At 44.7% G+C, this 16,248-nt stretch carries 13 protein-coding genes and 1 pseudogene; 10 read left to right on the forward strand and 4 right to left on the reverse strand.

Annotated features, from left to right (window positions below; translation table 11 throughout):
* The first annotated feature begins 2 nt into the window (after nucleotides 1-2).
* The 6 genes from hcaB to B9T38_RS02545 all read left to right on the forward strand — a co-directional run bounded on the left by hcaB (nucleotide 3) and on the right by B9T38_RS02545 (nucleotide 6,632).
* Entirely contained in the window at nucleotides 3-818 is an 816-nt protein-coding gene (gene hcaB / locus B9T38_RS02520) for a 3-phenylpropionate-dihydrodiol/cinnamic acid-dihydrodiol dehydrogenase (protein WP_086195287.1), read from the forward strand.
* Between the two features lie 69 nt (nucleotides 819-887).
* The gene (locus B9T38_RS02525) at nucleotides 888-1,853 is read left to right on the forward strand and encodes a 3-carboxyethylcatechol 2,3-dioxygenase (protein ID WP_086195288.1); all 966 of its coding nucleotides are present in this window, start codon (nucleotides 888-890) and stop codon (nucleotides 1,851-1,853) included.
* Nucleotides 1,854-1,857: 4 nt separating this feature from the next.
* Complete coding sequence (gene hcaD / locus B9T38_RS02530) at nucleotides 1,858-3,084, forward strand: 3-phenylpropionate/cinnamic acid dioxygenase ferredoxin--NAD(+) reductase subunit (RefSeq protein ID WP_086195289.1); 1,227 nt, start codon at nucleotides 1,858-1,860, stop codon at nucleotides 3,082-3,084.
* A gap of 288 nt (nucleotides 3,085-3,372) precedes the next feature.
* A complete protein-coding gene (locus B9T38_RS02535; RefSeq protein WP_086195290.1) occupies nucleotides 3,373-4,284 on the forward strand; it encodes a DMT family transporter in 912 nt (303 codons plus the stop codon).
* 278 nt (nucleotides 4,285-4,562) lie between these two features.
* Nucleotides 4,563-5,501, forward strand: a complete 939-nt coding sequence (locus B9T38_RS02540) for a cation diffusion facilitator family transporter (RefSeq protein WP_086195291.1) — start codon at nucleotides 4,563-4,565, stop codon at nucleotides 5,499-5,501.
* Between the two features lie 75 nt (nucleotides 5,502-5,576).
* A complete protein-coding gene (locus B9T38_RS02545; protein ID WP_086195292.1) occupies nucleotides 5,577-6,632 on the forward strand; it encodes an MBL fold metallo-hydrolase in 1,056 nt (351 codons plus the stop codon).
* Nucleotides 6,633-6,654: 22 nt separating this feature from the next.
* Here B9T38_RS02545 and B9T38_RS02550 read toward each other — a convergent pair.
* Nucleotides 6,655-7,048 (reverse strand): annotated as a pseudogene (locus B9T38_RS02550) (DoxX-like family protein).
* A gap of 370 nt (nucleotides 7,049-7,418) precedes the next feature.
* On the opposite strand from B9T38_RS02550, the gene katG reads away from it, so the two are divergent.
* Nucleotides 7,419-9,611 (forward strand): catalase/peroxidase HPI, encoded by a 2,193-nt coding sequence (gene katG, locus B9T38_RS02555; protein ID WP_086195293.1) that lies wholly within the window; start codon nucleotides 7,419-7,421, stop codon nucleotides 9,609-9,611.
* A 272-nt stretch (nucleotides 9,612-9,883) separates the two neighbouring features.
* On the opposite strand, the gene B9T38_RS02560 is transcribed toward katG, so the two are convergent.
* Both B9T38_RS02560 and B9T38_RS02565 read right to left on the reverse strand, forming a co-directional pair.
* Complete coding sequence (locus B9T38_RS02560; RefSeq protein ID WP_086195294.1) at nucleotides 9,884-10,237, reverse strand: hypothetical protein; 354 nt, start codon at nucleotides 10,235-10,237, stop codon at nucleotides 9,884-9,886.
* A 302-nt stretch (nucleotides 10,238-10,539) separates the two neighbouring features.
* Entirely contained in the window at nucleotides 10,540-11,160 is a 621-nt protein-coding gene (locus B9T38_RS02565) for a TetR/AcrR family transcriptional regulator (protein WP_086195295.1), read from the reverse strand.
* Between the two features lie 94 nt (nucleotides 11,161-11,254).
* Here B9T38_RS02565 and B9T38_RS02570 point away from each other — a divergent pair, with 94 nt between their 5' ends.
* From B9T38_RS02570 to B9T38_RS02580, 3 genes are all read left to right on the forward strand, one after another.
* On the forward strand, nucleotides 11,255-12,916 hold the full coding sequence (locus tag B9T38_RS02570; protein WP_086195296.1) for an acyl-CoA dehydrogenase family protein: 1,662 nt from the start codon (nucleotides 11,255-11,257) through the stop codon (nucleotides 12,914-12,916).
* A 233-nt stretch (nucleotides 12,917-13,149) separates the two neighbouring features.
* Entirely contained in the window at nucleotides 13,150-13,530 is a 381-nt protein-coding gene (locus B9T38_RS02575) for a YkvA family protein (protein ID WP_086195297.1), read from the forward strand.
* A 162-nt stretch (nucleotides 13,531-13,692) separates the two neighbouring features.
* Nucleotides 13,693-13,884, forward strand: a complete 192-nt coding sequence (locus B9T38_RS02580; protein WP_086195298.1) for a DUF7230 family protein — start codon at nucleotides 13,693-13,695, stop codon at nucleotides 13,882-13,884.
* A gap of 6 nt (nucleotides 13,885-13,890) precedes the next feature.
* On the opposite strand, the gene ptsP is transcribed toward B9T38_RS02580, so the two are convergent.
* Entirely contained in the window at nucleotides 13,891-16,188 is a 2,298-nt protein-coding gene (gene ptsP / locus B9T38_RS02585) for a phosphoenolpyruvate--protein phosphotransferase (protein WP_086195299.1), read from the reverse strand.
* Nucleotides 16,189-16,248: the final 60 nt, after the last annotated feature.

A 16,248-nucleotide genomic window follows, 5' to 3' on the forward strand; every position in this document is an offset into this window, starting at 1 on the left:
TCATGGGTTGGCTACAAGGCGAAGTTGCACTTATTACGGGTGGTGGTTCAGGCTTAGGCTGGGCACTGGTCGAACGTTTCCTGGAAGAGGGTGCACAAGTTGCTGTTCTTCAACGTTCACAGGCAAAAGTTGATGCATTGAAAGCCCATTTCGGTGATCGAGTATTAGCAATTGCCGGTGATGTAGCCAGCTATGAAGACAACGTCCGTGCCGTAAACGCAACAGTTGAGCGCTTCGGCAAGCTTGACTGTTTCGTTGGCAATGCTGGTATCTGGGATCATTATGCAGATATCGTCAATACATCGGGTGAGCAACTGGAAAAAGCCTTTGATGAAATCATGGGTATTAACACCAAGTCTTTAATTCTTGGTGCCAAAGCTGCGCTGGATGCATTGATAGCTTCTGAAGGTTCTATCATATTTACTTTGTCTAACTCTGCACTGTACTCGGCAGGCGGAGGCCCTGTGTACACGGCATCCAAGCATGCTGGTGTGGGTATTATGAAAGAACTGGCTTACGAGCTTGCGCCTAAAGTACGAGTGAACGCCGTTGCACCGTCAGGTATGAATGTCAATATCAAAGGGGCAGCATCATTAGGTCAGGAAAATCTTGGCCTGCTGGATGCGCGTGATCCTGAGAAAATTGCACGTGGCATGCCACTGAACTTTTTGCCTGAACCGGAAGACATGACGGGTTCATACGTGCTGTTGGCATCTCGTCAAAATAACCGTCCTTTGACTGGTGTTCTGATCAATGCAGAATGTGGTCTGGGAATTCGCGGCTTACGTCAGCCTCGTGCCGGTTTCTTTGACGAATAAAAATCTAGTCTAAATCAAATGGACTTATCGGCAGCCTGTTCTGGCTGCCTTCCTTTTAAGGAGTCTCTCATGGCCGTTAAACTTATTTGTGCTTCGCACAGTCCGTTAATGGAATTTGCTTCACCACAAGATCAGTCTAAAGAGCAGAAAGTCCGTGCTGCTTTTGAGAAATTGTCTGCTGAAGTCAAAGCTTACGACCCAACCCTGATCATTACCTTTGGTCCAGACCATTTCAATGGTTTCTTCTATGACCTGATGCCAAGTTTCTGTGTGGGCATTCGTGCCAAAGCGGCAGGTGACTGGGATTATGGTAAGGACAATGATCATATTGATGTGCCTGAAGACAAGGCGCTGGCGCTGGTTCGCCGCGTATTGGACGAAGGTGTGGACGTTGCATACTCATACCGTATGCAGGCGGATCATGGTGTGACTCAGCCTTTACATTTCCTGTGTGAAGGTCAGCTTGATCGTTATCCAACGATTCCAGTTTTTATTAATGGCGCTGCAGCACCCATGCCAACCACCAAGCGTACCATCGCTTTAGGTCGTGCTGTAGGTCAGTTTATCAAGTCTTTAAACCTTGAAAATGAACGTGTTCTTGTACTGGGTACTGGTGGTTTGTCACATGATCCACCGACTCCGCAAATGGGTTCTGTTCCACCAGAAGTGGAAGAATTCCTGATCGCGGGCCGTAACCCAAGCCCTGAAGCACGTAATGCCCGTCAGGCCAAAGTGATTGCTGTAGGACAGAAGCTTGCTGCAGGGGATACCTCAGTTTCTGTACCATTAAGCCCGGAGTGGGATATTGCATTGCTGGAGAAATTCAAGAATGCAGATTTCGCTGCACTTGAAGCCATGACTGAAGCTGACATCCGCCGTGACGGTGGCCGTGGTGGTCAGGAAGTCCGTTCATGGATGGCTGCATTCGCTGCCCTGCATGAAATGGGTGAATATGACATGACGACACATTGCTACGAAGACATCAGTGAGTGGATCGCTGGTTTCGGCATCGTATCTGCAGAGTTAAAAGGTTAATGACATGAGCAACATCGAAACCATCGTAATTGTAGGTGCTGGACAGGCAGGTGCAAGTGCGATTTTAGAACTTCGTGCCAATAAGTACGAAGGCAAAATCATTTTGATTGGTGATGAAACGCATCTGCCTTATGAGCGTCCACCATTATCCAAGGATGTGATTCTAAAACCTGAAGAAACCAAGATTGAAATTCTGTCAGAACAGAAACTGGCTGAACTTGGTGTAACAACTATTCGTGGCAATGGCGTTGCTAAAATCAATGCCGAGGCTCATACAGTTGAACTTCAAAACGGTGACGTTGTTGCTTATGACAAGCTATTGCTTGCAACAGGCGGTGCAGCACGTCGTTTGCCAAACTTTGATGCGCTGGGTAAACATGTGTATACCCTGCGTAATCTTGAAGATTCACAAGCACTGGTACCTGTGCTTCAAGCCGGTCAACGTATTGTGTTGATTGGTGGTGGGGTGATTGGTCTTGAACTGGCATCATCTGCACGTTACAAAGAATGTGAAGTGACAGTGATTGAACAGGGTCCAATGGTGATGGGTCGTTCATCGCCACGTATCCTTAGCGAATTCTTGTTGGCGCAGCAACGCCGTGCCGGTGTGGATGTACGTCTGGAAACCAAGATTGCAGACTGCAAGTTAGACGGTGAAGAAGTTGTCGTGACCCTTGAGGGTGGTGAAGAGCTTCGTGCCGATGCGGTCATTTACGGTATTGGTATCGTGCCGAATGCACAGCTGGCTGTTGAGGCTGGTCTGGATGTTGATTTTGCGGTTAAAGTTAATGAAAACTGCCAGACTTCAAATGCTGACATTTATGCAGCAGGTGATGTCGCGACTCAGCTTCGTGAAGATGGTGAATACCGCCGTGTCGAAACCTGGGAAAATGCCAACCTCCAGGCAGGTATTTTCGCGCGTCATGTGATGGGTGTAGAGCATCCGAAAGCCAATCCGGCATGGTTCTGGACCGATCAACTCGACATTAACTACCAGTTCGTGGGCGATATGGCTGCAGCTGAATGGCATGTTCGCGGTGAAATGGATGCAGCCAAAGGTGCAGACAATTCATTTGTGATGTATGGTGTGACTGACGGTCAAATCGTTGCCGGTATTACGGTCAATGCCGCAAAAGAAATGCGTCATTTGAAAAAAATGATCAGCAAAAATACCGCTTTTGAAGCAGAAAAACATCTTGATTTAAGCCTGGATTTACGCAAAGTGGCTTAAGTTTTATTGAGATATTTTTGACAGACCTATGTTTTGCATAGGTCTGTTTTTTTATGTCTTTGCTTCCATTGTCATGACTTCATGTGTCAGTGTGATTTAATATATTTTCGTATAGGTGATTGTTATTTTTCAAAGATGAAAAGTAACAAAAATCTTCTGTAGTGCTGAGGGGATGTCTATATCTCCCAGTACCACAGGCGGCATCCATGCTGCCATCAGTGTTGTTGATTGCGGATTTGAACATAAATTTGGTTCGCTGCTTTTTGATAAATTTTAATTGAGCAATTTATGAGTTCAAATTCATCTTCCATGATGGTCATGGCAAGTATTTACGCTTTATTGGTATTCATCTGGGCCACTACGCCACTGGCAATTGTCTGGAGCGTGCAGGAAGTCCATCCGATGTGGGTGCTGATCATCCGTTATTTTGGCGCGTCGCTGATTGCCTTGTTCCTTTTAAAGCTGATGCGTGACCCGCTGCCTTTTGATCAGACTTCTTTAAAAAGTTATGTGGCGGGCAGTCTGAATTTAATTGGTGCGCAGCTGTTTATCTATCTTGCAGCCAATTATCTGACTTCCGGGTTAATGGCCCTGATCTTTGGTTTTTCACCGCTGATTGCAGGCCTGATTGGACATGTGATTTTAAAAACGCAAAAACTGATCTGGCTACAATGGCTGGGTATGGCGATTGCGGTTTCCGGTCTGAGCTTTGTCTTTGCCGATTCTGCCGACAGTAAAGTCAACCCGATTGGTGTAGTGTTGATGCTGATTAGCATGGTGTCTTATATCAGCTCGATTTTCTGGGTCAAACAGATTAATGCTCCACTCAAACCGATGTCACAAGCGACCGGTTCACTGATGGTCTCAGCCGTGGGTTCACTGCTGATCATTCCATTTATCTGGCAGCATTTTCCAACGGCGCTGCCAAGTGGACGAGCCATGATTGGTTTTATCTTTACCATGATCATGTCTTCCATTGTGGCCATGCTGTGTTATTTCTGGCTGATCAAGCGTTTGAATGCCTCGACCGTGTCGTTGAGTAATGTCATGACCCCGGTGATTGCCCTGATTTTAGGTGCCACCTTGAATAACGAACATATCAGTCCGAATGCCTTTTTTGGCATTGTGGTGGTGATGTTCGGCATTGTGATGTATTTCTGGAAAGAATGGCGCCAGCAGTATTTTTCTAAGCTGCGTTAATACAGCAGGATAAATAATATAAAAAAAGGAAGTTTAGGCTTCCTTTTTATGAGCTTGCAATCTGCGTGAATTGTGAAAATGCATCATATTTCATCACAGCGTTTCACATGAAACATCAATATACGCACTGGCGAAATAATCAACAGTTACGCTAAAAACAACAAAAGAATAAACCACGACAACAACCACATTGAGTACTATGCAAAGAGCTATAAAAATCAAATAGATCTATTTGATAATAACAACGCTTGACAAAAAAACACCTGGGACAAATTTGAATGTCTGATTCGAATAAGATTGTGGTCTATGCAGCACTGGCAGGTAATCTGGCGATTGCACTGGTCAAGTTTGTGGCCGCCTATATCACCAACAGTTCGGCCATGTTCAGTGAAGCCATTCACTCGGTGGTAGACACATTGAACGAAATTTTGCTGCTGTATGGCATGAAAAAATCCCAGCAGCCCGCCAACTATAAGCATCCTTTTGGTTATGGCCGTGAGCTGTATTTTTGGGCCTTTATTGTGGCATTGATGGTTTTTGCACTGGGTGCGATTGTGTCGATTTATCAGGGCATACAACATGTGCTGCATCCTGAAGCAATGCTGAATCCCACCATCAACTATATTGTGTTAAGCATCGCCATCTTGTGTGAAGGCACCTCGTGGTTGGTGGCCTTAAAGGCATTCCGTAAGGTGAAAGGCAAGCAAGGTTATTTCGAGGCTTTTCGGCACAGTAAAGATCCCACTACCTTTACCGTACTGTTTGAAGATACTGCCGCGTTATGTGGTCTGTTGATTGCCCTGATCGGCATCTATCTGGCTCATGCCTTGAATATTCCTGAACTGGATGGCATGGCCTCGATCTTGATTGGTCTTGTACTGGCAGTTTCTGCCATTTTACTGGCGCGTGAAACCAAGGGTTTATTGTTGGGGGAAACGGCCGATCCGCAACTGCGTAATGATATCTTGCTGATTGCCCAGGAAGATGAAGCAGTACAGTCAGCCAATGGCGTGTTGACCGAACAGATGGGCGCGCATCAGGTGCTGGCATCGTTAAGCTTGGAGTTTGAAGATAATTTAAGCTCGGATGACATCGAAGCTTGCGTCAATAGAATTGAAGCGAAAATCAAACAGATTCATCCGGAAATTGTGGCATTGTTTATCAAACCGCAAACTAAACAGGTGTGGTTGGAACGTATGCAAGGACGTTTAGAATAAAACGTGATATATATGTCAGTGCATTCAGAATACCGGATTTTGAATGTTGAGGTCAGACTAAGAAATTGAATCTACATGAAGCAGAAGCCTGAGCAATTACACTTTCAACTCCCGACCAAAGCATGCTGGTCACATACCTGGCGGCAGCCTTCATTTCAGTTTATGCATTCCAATCATCATGATGGTGAACGGTTCTTCAATGCCTTGCCCAGTCCTGCAGGGCGTGGACGGATCGAGCTGATCAAGTGGCTGCTTAGCCGCAAGTCATCGACCTGGAATGTCGATATAAACAAAGAACAAGCCGAATTCCATGCCAGCAAACGCACCATTCCCCAGAACCGTCCAAACGCCAGTATAGACGACTGGCAAGTGTGGTTTGTCGGGCATGCTACGGTACTGTTACAAATCGGGCCCTATAATCTGCTCACCGATCCGGTCTGGTGTGAACATGTCAGTCCCCAGCAGGGCAAAGGTCCGAAGCGGGTCATTCCGGCGGGAATTGCCCTGGAAGAATTACCGACCATTCATGCGGTGCTGCTGAGTCATAATCATTATGACCATATGGATCTGGCCAGCCTGGAATGGCTGCATGATCAATTTGCCATGCCGATTTATACCGGACTGGGCAATGCGTGGTATTTGCCGAAAATTTTTCATGTGCTGGAAATGGACTGGTGGCAATCTTCCTTATTGCAGGATTTAAAAATTATTTATACCCCGGCACAGCATTTTTCCGGTCGCGGCTTGCGCGATCACAACCGGGCACTGTGGGGTGGTTTTTCAGTGTTAGCCGGAAAAGATCATTGTTTCTTTGCCGGAGATAGCGGCTATTCACCGCATTTTAAAGAGATTCAAAACCGTTTGGGGGCACCGCGTATTTCATTGTTACCGATTGGCTCCTACCAGCCGCGTGAGCTGATGAACTATATGCATATGAACCCGCAGGAGGCTTTTCAGGCGCATCAGGATTTACATTCCAAATGTTCGCTGGCGATTCATTACCGAACCTTTCAGCTGACCGATGAAAGCCGGGAACAGCCCGAACTGGACTTAAAAGTGGCCATGAAAAATACCTCCAAATTAATGACCCCCTTTTACTGCATTCGCGAAGGACGGCGTCTGGTGGTTTGATCTTGTTTAAGATGTTTATTTCTTAAGATGACGCTTGGCTCAGCTTTAACAGTTGAATAGCAAGTATTGAAAGGCAAATCATCGCCATATTCATCACGACCGGGTTAACTGAGTTGCAAGGGACTGGTGAGCGCAATCAGCACTAATAATCCGGCTAAACCTAAAATATTCAGCTGATGGATGACGGCTGCTTTTTGCCAAATAAGGAAAGTACAGCCAAACATCATTTCAATTATGCCTGACAGGGTAACCGCCATTTTTGCCAGAGGGAGTTCTAAACCCATGCTTTGCCAAATGGCGATTTCTGCAGCTGACTGAAACAGAATTTTCGGAACCAACCCCTGATAAATCCAGAGTGCAGCAAGCGTGATCTGAATGAGCCGAAGCGGTTTTTCCAATAGAGGCTGATGATTCACGAATGGCAGGTTCCAGAAAATACGGTCTGTTCTCAGCAATAGCGATCATGCTTGATCGATATGATGTGAGGTATTCTTGCTTGTTACGACTTCACTATAGCACATTATTTTTAATCAGAAATATTGTCCAAAATCTCAAATCCTGATCGTCTTTATCACCAATTGATAAAGCAGTTCTAAAAATTTGATCTCTTGTTGTGAGGGTTGATAAATCCTGTTTTTAAGCCCGTTTTAGAATAGGCTTTTTCGATCGTTTTCATTCGTATAACTTGCTTTCTATTGTCATAAAAAACAGCTATTTTGATGATGAGTTAGAAATTTTTAACGGTTCATGACAATCGTCATTTTATGATTAATTTGGAGCTCAGATATGAATAATGATACGAAAACTGCAGGGAAATGCCCGTTCCACCAAGAAGGTGCGAATACCAATGCCGCCAGCTCAAATGCGGCTTGGTGGCCGAATGCTCTAAATCTTGACATTCTTGCTCAACACGATAAAAAAACCAATCCGATGGACCCGGATTTTGATTATGCCAAGGCATTCAATTCACTGGATTTAGAAGCAGTGAAACAGGATTTACGCGAACTGATTAACAGCAGCCAGGACTGGTGGCCATCGGACTATGGCAGCTACATTGGCATGTTCGTGCGTACTGCCTGGCATTTGGCAGGTTCTTACCGTAAGCAGGACGGTCGTGGCGGTGCCAATACCGGTAACCAGCGTTTTGCGCCACTCAACAGCTGGCCAGATAACGTTAACACCGATAAAGGCCGCCGTCTGCTTTGGCCGATTAAGCGTAAATATGGCAATAAAATTTCCTGGGGCGATCTGATCATCCTGGCCGGTACAGTGGCGTATGAAGAAGCCGGTCTGAAAACCTTTGGTTTCGGTGGCGGTCGTCAAGACATCTGGCATCCTGAAAAAGACGTCAATTGGGGTTCTGAAAAGAAATGGCTGGATGCCACCAAAAATCGTTATGAAAATGATCAGGACCGTAAGTCATTAGACAATTCGCTTGCTGCCGTGCAGATGGGCCTCATTTATGTCAACCCTGAAGGGGTAGATGGTGTACAGGATCCGCTGCGTACTGCACAGGATATGCGTGTAACCTTCGACCGTATGGGCATGAATGACGAAGAAACTGTGGCCTTGACTGCAGGTGGTCACACCATTGGTAAAGCACACGGTAACGGCAAGGCTGAATTGCTTGGTAAAGACGTTGAAGGTGCAGATGTCGAATTCCAGGGCCTAGGCTGGCATAACCCTGAAGGTACAGGTAACGGTGCCAATACCATGGTCAGTGGCCTGGAAGGGGCTTGGACCACGCATCCAACCAAATGGGACAATGAATTCTTCTATTTATTGTTCACCTATGAGTGGGAAAAAACCCTCAGCCCGGCAGGCGCGAAACAATGGGAACCGATCAACATCAAAGATGAAGACAAACCTGTTGATGCACACAACCCGAATGTCCGCCGTAACCCGATGATGACCGATGCCGATATGGCACTGAAAATTGATCCTGAGTATCGTAAAATCTCTGAGCGTTTCTATAAAGACCCAGCTTATTTTGCTGAAGTGTTTGCGCGTGCATGGTACAAGCTGACTCACCGTGACATGGGGCCAAAATCGCGTTATTTAGGTGCCGATGTTCCTGCTGAGGATCTAATCTGGCAAGACCCGATTCCATCGGTGAACTACGTGTTGTCTGAAGCGGAAATTGAAGACCTCAAAGCGAAATTGCTGAACAGCGGTTTAAGCACAGCCGAGTTAATCAACACCTCTTGGGACAGCGCGCGTACTTTCCGTGGTTCCGACTATCGTGGTGGTGCGAACGGTGCGCGTATCCGTCTCGCTCCGCAAAAAGACTGGGTAGGTAACGAACCTGAACGTTTGGCGAAAGTGTTGGCGAAACTTGAAGAAATTCAGGCCGGTCTTGAGAAGAAAGTCAGCATTGCCGACCTGATTGTACTGGGCGGTACGGCTGCTGTTGAAAAAGCAGCTCAGGCTGCGGGTGTGGATATTCAAGTTCCATTCACGCCGGGACGAGGGGATGCCACCCAGGAACAAACTGATGTCTATTCATTTGAAGACTTGTTGCCGAAGCACGACGGTTTCCGTAACTGGCTAAAAGAAGACTACATTGCGCAACCTGAAGAATTGCTGTTAGACCGTGCCCAGTTATTGGGTTTAACTGCACCGGAAATGACGGTACTTGTTGGTGGTATGCGTGTACTTGGCACGAACTACGGTGGCGCGAAAGAGGGTGTATTCACGGATAAAGTTGGTGTGCTGAGCAATGACTTTTTCGTGAATTTAACTGACATGGCATACAACTGGAAACCGGTCGGTAAAAACCGTTATGAGATTGTAGACCGTGCAACGGGCACAGCGAAATGGACGGCAACACGTGTAGATTTGGTGTTTGGTTCGAACTCGATTCTTCGTTCCTATGCAGAAGTGTATGCGCAAGATGATAACAAAGAAAAATTCGTGACAGACTTTGTTGCTGCCTGGACCAAAGTGATGAATGCAGATCGTTTTGATGTGAAAAAATAATTTACATTGAGATGTAAAAAACCGCCTTGAGGGGCGGTTTTTTTGTGAAACATTGATACCTCATGTAAAACCTGAATTTTTAACCATTCAGCTTTTTATTGATTATAAGTTATTGATATTATTTAGTTGCTTTTGTATGAGGTGTATGATGTTAATTTTAGAAAAACTATAAGATGTTTACATAATTAGTAGCTATTCATTTATGGGTTTTTATTTCAATGATGTATTGTTCAACATAATTTTTCAGCATAAGAACTCTTATTCTGTTTAAGCTATATTTTCCCTAGGCAATTCTCAACTGTTTCTACTCTTAAGCTATTAATTTGTTGAAGTTTTAATTCATAGTTCTTAGGTTTAGGATATTGATAAACCTTATCAATAATATTATTACTTATTCTAATAAATTCTTGGGGATCAGGAAAATTCGGAGTGTTATTTATAAGACTGATAATTTTAGCTATTACTTCATCTTTTGATAATTTTTCTTCTATCCTAGATCTGTAGATGAGATCTGACATCTTTCCCATCCCTATACATTTTTTCGCAACTTGTTCACTATATATTATTTCAGCCTTAGCTATTGAAAAGGATAAAAAAATTACAGCTATTTTTATTATATTTTTCATATTTATAAAGTAAAAAAAATAATTTATCTGATTCTATTTTAATTAGTGTATAAAATAAACAGAAATCAGTTTTGTAAATGCTTTTTAATTAGATAAGGCTTGGAATAATCCATCCATTTAGCATTATAGATGTTATACGAAGTGTACTTTTATATTGATTTAAATATCAGTAACTTAAAAAATTAATACTGTACAAAAAACGTAAAAATCCGGCTTTGAAATAAGTCAGTTTTTTTATGAGCGGCTTTGATATGTTATTGCCAATAAAAAAGGATCTTTAACTTTAAAAAAGAACATTTCTACTAGATAGAAGTTAAGTTGATCAAAGTTTGGATAATATCCCCCTCCAACTCATTCCACTCCCCAAAATCAGGCTCCACCAACAAAGTCTGCGACACAAAGCCATAGCAGACTCGCTGCACATTTAAACTCATCCGTTTCAGCTGTTCAGTATCCTGAATAAAAGGTGTAAGAATGCTTTGCCACATCTGCACCATCATCTCATAACTCTTTCTATAACTCTCAATATTCGAAATCTGCCGTTCCAGAAAAAACGTCTGTGCCCATAAAAACTGCTGCGCCTGAATCTGCTCAAGTTGGTAATGAATCACCTGCTTTAAATAATACTGCAAAGCCAAATCTGTGGATAACTTGATCAGGCTGTGTGCATAAGTTTTTAAGTCCTCGGCATTGTTTTTTACGTGTCTGTGAATGGTCAGCGCAACCAAATCTTCCTTTTTAGAAAAATATTCATAAAACGTGCCCAAGCCTACACCGGCCAAATCGGTAATTTCCCGAATGGTAATGTCATGTGCAGCACGCTCATGCAAAAGCCGAACAAAACTGTCCTGCAAGGCTTCCTGTGTCAGCTTGGCTCTGGACTGACGCGGCTTACGCCGTACTTGAATCTGTGGATTTTTCATAAAAAGTTTGACCCAACAAAGCCGAACATCCCGTGGCTATTTTTTCTCTATACTGGAATGAAAAGCCCAGAACAACAAGCAGGAAATATAGACGATGCATATATCTAATCAGGCATGGATGACCCATCAAATCAGCAACCAGTTTGACGAACTGCAAGATTACAATTTATTTTCATCAGATACGGTTTTACATGAAATATTGAAGCGTTATGGCAGCCATGATCAAGCAACCTTGTGTGATATGGGTAAAGTGGTGGGATTAGCCGAATATTATCAATATGCCGATTTAGCCAATAAGCACACGCCTATTTTACATGCCTTCGATGCCCGTGGACGCCGTAAAGACTACATTGAGTTTCATCCTGCCTGGCACAAATGGATGGCTTTAAATCGCAAGTTCGACAGCCATGCCCATCCGTTTAACCATGCAGAATCATCTGCCAAATGGGTGGACTGGGCAGCACGTTTTTACCTAAGTGGGCAGGTTGAGTGTGGCAGTCTGTGCCCAACTTCAATGACCCTTGGCAGTATTCCCCTGATTCAGCGTGAACCTGAACTGTGGGCCAAGATTGGCGAGAAACTATTATCTACCGAATATGACGAACGTGACCTACCGATTGCACAGAAAAAGTCGATCTGGCTCGGTATGGGCATGACCGAAAAGCAGGGTGGTTCCGATGTGCGTGCCAATGAAACCTTTGCCGTACCCGTTAGGGAATCAGGTCGAGGGCAGGCTTATTTGCTGACCGGGCATAAATGGTTTTTCTCAGCTCCGATGTGTGATGCACATCTGGTGGTGGCGAAAACTGAGCAGGATGGCTTGGCCTGTTTCTTTGTCCCGCGCTGGCTGGAGGATGGAACCAAGAACCATATTCATGTGCAGCGCCTCAAAGAAAAAGTCGGCAACCGTAGCAACTCCAGTTCGGAAGTCGAATTTAAGGAAGCTTGGGGCATCATGATCGGTGAAGCAGGTCGTGGCATTCCGACTATTATTGAAATGGCGAATTATACCCGTCTGACCTGCTCTGTGGGCAGTACCGCCATGCTACGTCAGGCTTTGGTGCAATGCATTGCCTATACCCGTCAGCGCAAAGCTTTTGGTAAACATTTAGTCGAACAGCCGTTGATGCAAGCAGTACTCGCGGATTTAGCCCTGGAAACCGAAACCGCGATGCACTTAAGTTTTCATCTGGCACATTGTTATGAACGTGATGATGCTTTGTCTCTGGCATGGAAACGTATCATGACACCAGCCTCCAAATTCTGGATCTGCAAGCGTGCAGTCGAATTGACTGGCGAGATGATGGAAGTGTTTGGCGGCAATGGTTATGTCGATAACGGCATCATGGCGCGTATTTTTAAAGAAGCCCCGGTGAATACTATTTGGGAAGGTTCAGGTAATGTCATGTGCCTCGATGTATTGCGTGCCATTGGTCGTGAACCTGAATCCATTGAGTTATTGTTTAAATATCTGGCATCAATTGCAATGCAAGATGAAACCCTAAAACAGGAACTGCAAGAACTGTTTAAACTGTTTCAGCAGCCTGCAGATGAGCTGCAATTTATGGGACGCAGTCTGGTCAGCCGGTTAGTCATTTTAGCCCAAGCGGTCTTGTTGAAACGCTATTCACCTGATTTTGTCGCAAACGGATTTATCAAGTCCCGCTACAGCAAGTTTCATGGGAGAGTGGTGGGGATGATTGCCGCGAAGCAGGTGGATGTAGAGCGGGTGCTGGAAAGGGCTTTGGCAAGTTAAATTATTTTTATACCTCTCCCTTGCGTAGCCGTGCTACTCATCTCCTAAAAGGAGAGGGGATTTTCATTTTAAATTAGGGATTCATTTATATATTAGCCAGATCTCTATTCGCTTCTCTCAATTCTACTTTGCTCAGGCTTGCACAAGCATAAGGTTGAAACTGCAAAATTTATATTCATTTAAGAAAACTTATTTAACATGTCATTTATAAATTTTTGATTTTCAGTACCGGTATGTATCAAAAAATTAAACAATGGGCCAAAACCATTAAAAAAGACGTTCTGGTGGTTTGGCTGGTTGCTAAAGACCAGCGCACACCTGTCTGGATCAAAATACTGGCACTGATGATTGCGGCATATGCGCTATCGCCGATTGATCTGATTCCCGATTTTATTCCAGTGCTGGGCTATCTGGATGATCTTATTATTGTGCCCTTGGGACTGTTATTGGTGATGAAGCTGACACCAAAAGAAATCATCGAAGATTGCAGAATTCGTGCCTCGTTATTGGCAGAACGGCCGGTCAATCGCTGGGCGGCAGCTATGATCATTTTAATCTGGCTGCTTTTTCTGGGCTATTTGGCTATGCATTTTTTAAATATGCCGAAATTCTAATACTGAGTCCGGGTAAGTACTTAAAATATGATATTAAGTATATGAAATAAATGATTTTTTAATAATTCTATCTAATCTGAAAAACTGCTTGAATTCTATACAAAAAAGCGTAATATCAGCTTGCTATCCAATCTGGATGGTGAATGAAAACAGGTGAGTAAAATGGCAAAGAAAAAAGCTCTGCCAGAGGTTGTGATTCACAACTTTGTGGCAAAACACATGCATGAGGTTAACAAAAGCCAGGTCTTTGTGGACCGCAAGAAAAATGCAAAACGTGGCTATGACAAGCACAAAAAAGGGAGATACTCAAATGACTATCTCCCTTTTTATTTCACTGTATTTTCTTACATCTGAATAGAATTAAGCACCCACAATACGGGTTGCCGATTTCACCATATCGCCCAGACCATGGGTCTTGAAATAATACTCCATCCAGCTTTTCACCATTAGTGGATTACTCATTTTTAATACACGTTCCAGTTGTTCCTGTGCATCGCTCATCGGCACATGACAAATGGCCTTACGCACCCGCAAAATATTGCTTGAACTCATCGACAGGGTATTAAAGCCCATCGCCATCAGCAGCACAGCCGCCAATGGGTCGCCAGCCATTTCTCCACAAATGCTCACCGGTTTGTCATATTTATGACATTCCTGAACCAAACGGCTTAAAGCGCGTAAGACGGCAGGGTGGAAGTGGGAGTAGACATTGGCAACCCGAGGATTATTACGGTCTACAGCAAGTAAATACTGGGTCAAGTCATTTGAACCCACCGAGAAGAAGTCCACCAGCTCAGAAAATTCTTCAATCTGTAATAGCACACTCGGTACTTCAACCATAATGCCAATTTTGGGTTTGGTAATTTTAACCTGTTCTTCTTCCTGCACTGCGGTCCAGTCACGATCCAGCAGATAGAGGGCTTCTTCCACTTCACTGACACTGGTGATCATGGGCAGCAAAATATGCAGGTTATTCAGACCAATACTGGCTTTCAGCATGGCACGAATCTGGGAAGAGAAAATTTCAGGATGATCCAGGGTAAAACGGATGCCGCGCCAGCCCAGCGCCGAGTTTTCTTCTTCAATCGAGAAATACGGTAAATCTTTATCTGCACCAATGTCGAGGGTACGCATCACCACAGGTTTATTGGCAAAGTGACTGAGCTGCTGGCGGTAAATGGCACGCTGCTCTTCTTCACCAGGGAAGCGATCACGCAACATAAACGGAATTTCAGAGCGGTATAAACCTACGCCTTTAGCACCACGCTGTACCCCGCGAACGACATCAATCATTAAACCGGTATTCACATACAGTTTGACTGCCACACCATCAGGCGTAATGGCATCTTTGGTTTCGTATTGTTTTAAGTCTTTCGCCAGCTGTTCTTCTTCTTTCTGGATTTCTTTATAGCGTGTACGTAAACGGCGCGGCGGATTGATAAACACCCGTCCCTGATGGGCATCGACAATCATCTCCACATCATCTAGGGTATTGATTGGCAGTTCAGTCACACCGACTACAGTTGGAATGCCCAGTGCACGTGCCACAATCACCATATGTGAGTTCATGGCACCTTCGGTGGTGACAATTGCGGCAATTTTATCCACCGGTAATTCAACCAGTGCCGCGGTTGAAATGTCTTCCCCGATCAGAATGCTTTCATCGGTCAGTTCACGATGGCTGGCATCGGCTTCCTGTAAAAATGCCAGAATACGGCGACCGAGATCTTTCAGGTCGGACACACGTTCGCGTAAATAGTCATCTTCCATTTGTGCGAACAGGGCAATGTGATTATCAATGACAATACGGACTGCACCCTGTGCCCAGTTACCATCGCGGATTTCAGCCTTAATTTCAGCAGGCAGGGAATTTTCATCCAGCATGCGCAAGAACACGCTAAATAAAGCCCGTTCTTCAGCCATTAAGGCATCCTGCATTTTTTCATCCAGTGCCTGAATTTCCTGACGCACTGCATTTAATGCGGCATCCAGAAGTTCTAGTTCTTCACTGATGTCATCTGCTTCACGATCAGGTACAGCCGCCAGATCTGCAGGCGGGTAGAGAATTACCGCACGCCCTAAAGCAATCCCGCCTGAACCGGAAACGCCCTGAAAGGTTTTATAAGCAGGCAGATTGCTTGGCTTGCGGAACACATCGATATTGCCGACGGCATGGGCATGAGCAATCACACCGGACAGCTGGGCACACAGGGTGACCAGGAACGATTCCGCTGCTTCGCTAAAATCTTGCGGTTCCTTATTTTGCACTACCAATACGCCCATAACCTTACGGCGGTACATCACCGGAACACCCAGGAAGGAATTATAAATTTCCTCTCCGGTTTCAGGCAGGTACATAAAGCGTTCGTGCTTCGGTGCATTATCCAGATTGACGATTTCTTCGCGTTGTCCCACCAGTCCCACCAGACCTTCGCTGGTATGTAAGGAAACATGCCCCACAGCTTCAGGATTTAACCCTTTAGATGCCATGAGCAGATAACGCTGGTTACGCTCATCGAGTAGATAAATGGAGCAGACATCCACGTGCATGGCTTCAGCAACCTGATTGACCATGATGTCGAGTGACTCATGCAAACTGGTGGACGCATTGATTTCTTGCACAATGCGTCTTAAGGTGTCCAGTTGCATATTCGACATAAAATCTGCTCCAAAATAAGTTTAAAACTGTTTTTATTTATAACAACATGCTACTAAAAA

Origin of the sequence: Acinetobacter sp. ANC 4218 (assembly GCF_002135245.1) — a bacterium.
Taxonomy (GTDB): Bacteria; Pseudomonadota; Gammaproteobacteria; order Pseudomonadales; family Moraxellaceae; genus Acinetobacter.

Coding starts and splice junctions, on each gene's coding strand:
- hcaB (WP_086195287.1), top strand. CDS start 3: ATGGGTTGGCTACAAGGCGAAGTTGCACTTATTACGGGTGGTGGTTCA.
- B9T38_RS02525 (WP_086195288.1), top strand. CDS start 888: ATGGCCGTTAAACTTATTTGTGCTTCGCACAGTCCGTTAATGGAATTT.
- hcaD (WP_086195289.1), top strand. CDS start 1,858: ATGAGCAACATCGAAACCATCGTAATTGTAGGTGCTGGACAGGCAGGT.
- B9T38_RS02535 (WP_086195290.1), top strand. CDS start 3,373: ATGAGTTCAAATTCATCTTCCATGATGGTCATGGCAAGTATTTACGCT.
- B9T38_RS02540 (WP_086195291.1), top strand. CDS start 4,563: ATGTCTGATTCGAATAAGATTGTGGTCTATGCAGCACTGGCAGGTAAT.
- B9T38_RS02545 (WP_086195292.1), top strand. CDS start 5,577: ATGAAGCAGAAGCCTGAGCAATTACACTTTCAACTCCCGACCAAAGCA.
- katG (WP_086195293.1), top strand. CDS start 7,419: ATGAATAATGATACGAAAACTGCAGGGAAATGCCCGTTCCACCAAGAA.
- B9T38_RS02560 (WP_086195294.1), bottom strand. CDS start 10,237: ATGAAAAATATAATAAAAATAGCTGTAATTTTTTTATCCTTTTCAATA.
- B9T38_RS02565 (WP_086195295.1), bottom strand. CDS start 11,160: ATGAAAAATCCACAGATTCAAGTACGGCGTAAGCCGCGTCAGTCCAGA.
- B9T38_RS02570 (WP_086195296.1), top strand. CDS start 11,255: ATGCATATATCTAATCAGGCATGGATGACCCATCAAATCAGCAACCAG.
- B9T38_RS02575 (WP_086195297.1), top strand. CDS start 13,150: ATGTATCAAAAAATTAAACAATGGGCCAAAACCATTAAAAAAGACGTT.
- B9T38_RS02580 (WP_086195298.1), top strand. CDS start 13,693: ATGGCAAAGAAAAAAGCTCTGCCAGAGGTTGTGATTCACAACTTTGTG.
- ptsP (WP_086195299.1), bottom strand. CDS start 16,188: ATGTCGAATATGCAACTGGACACCTTAAGACGCATTGTGCAAGAAATC.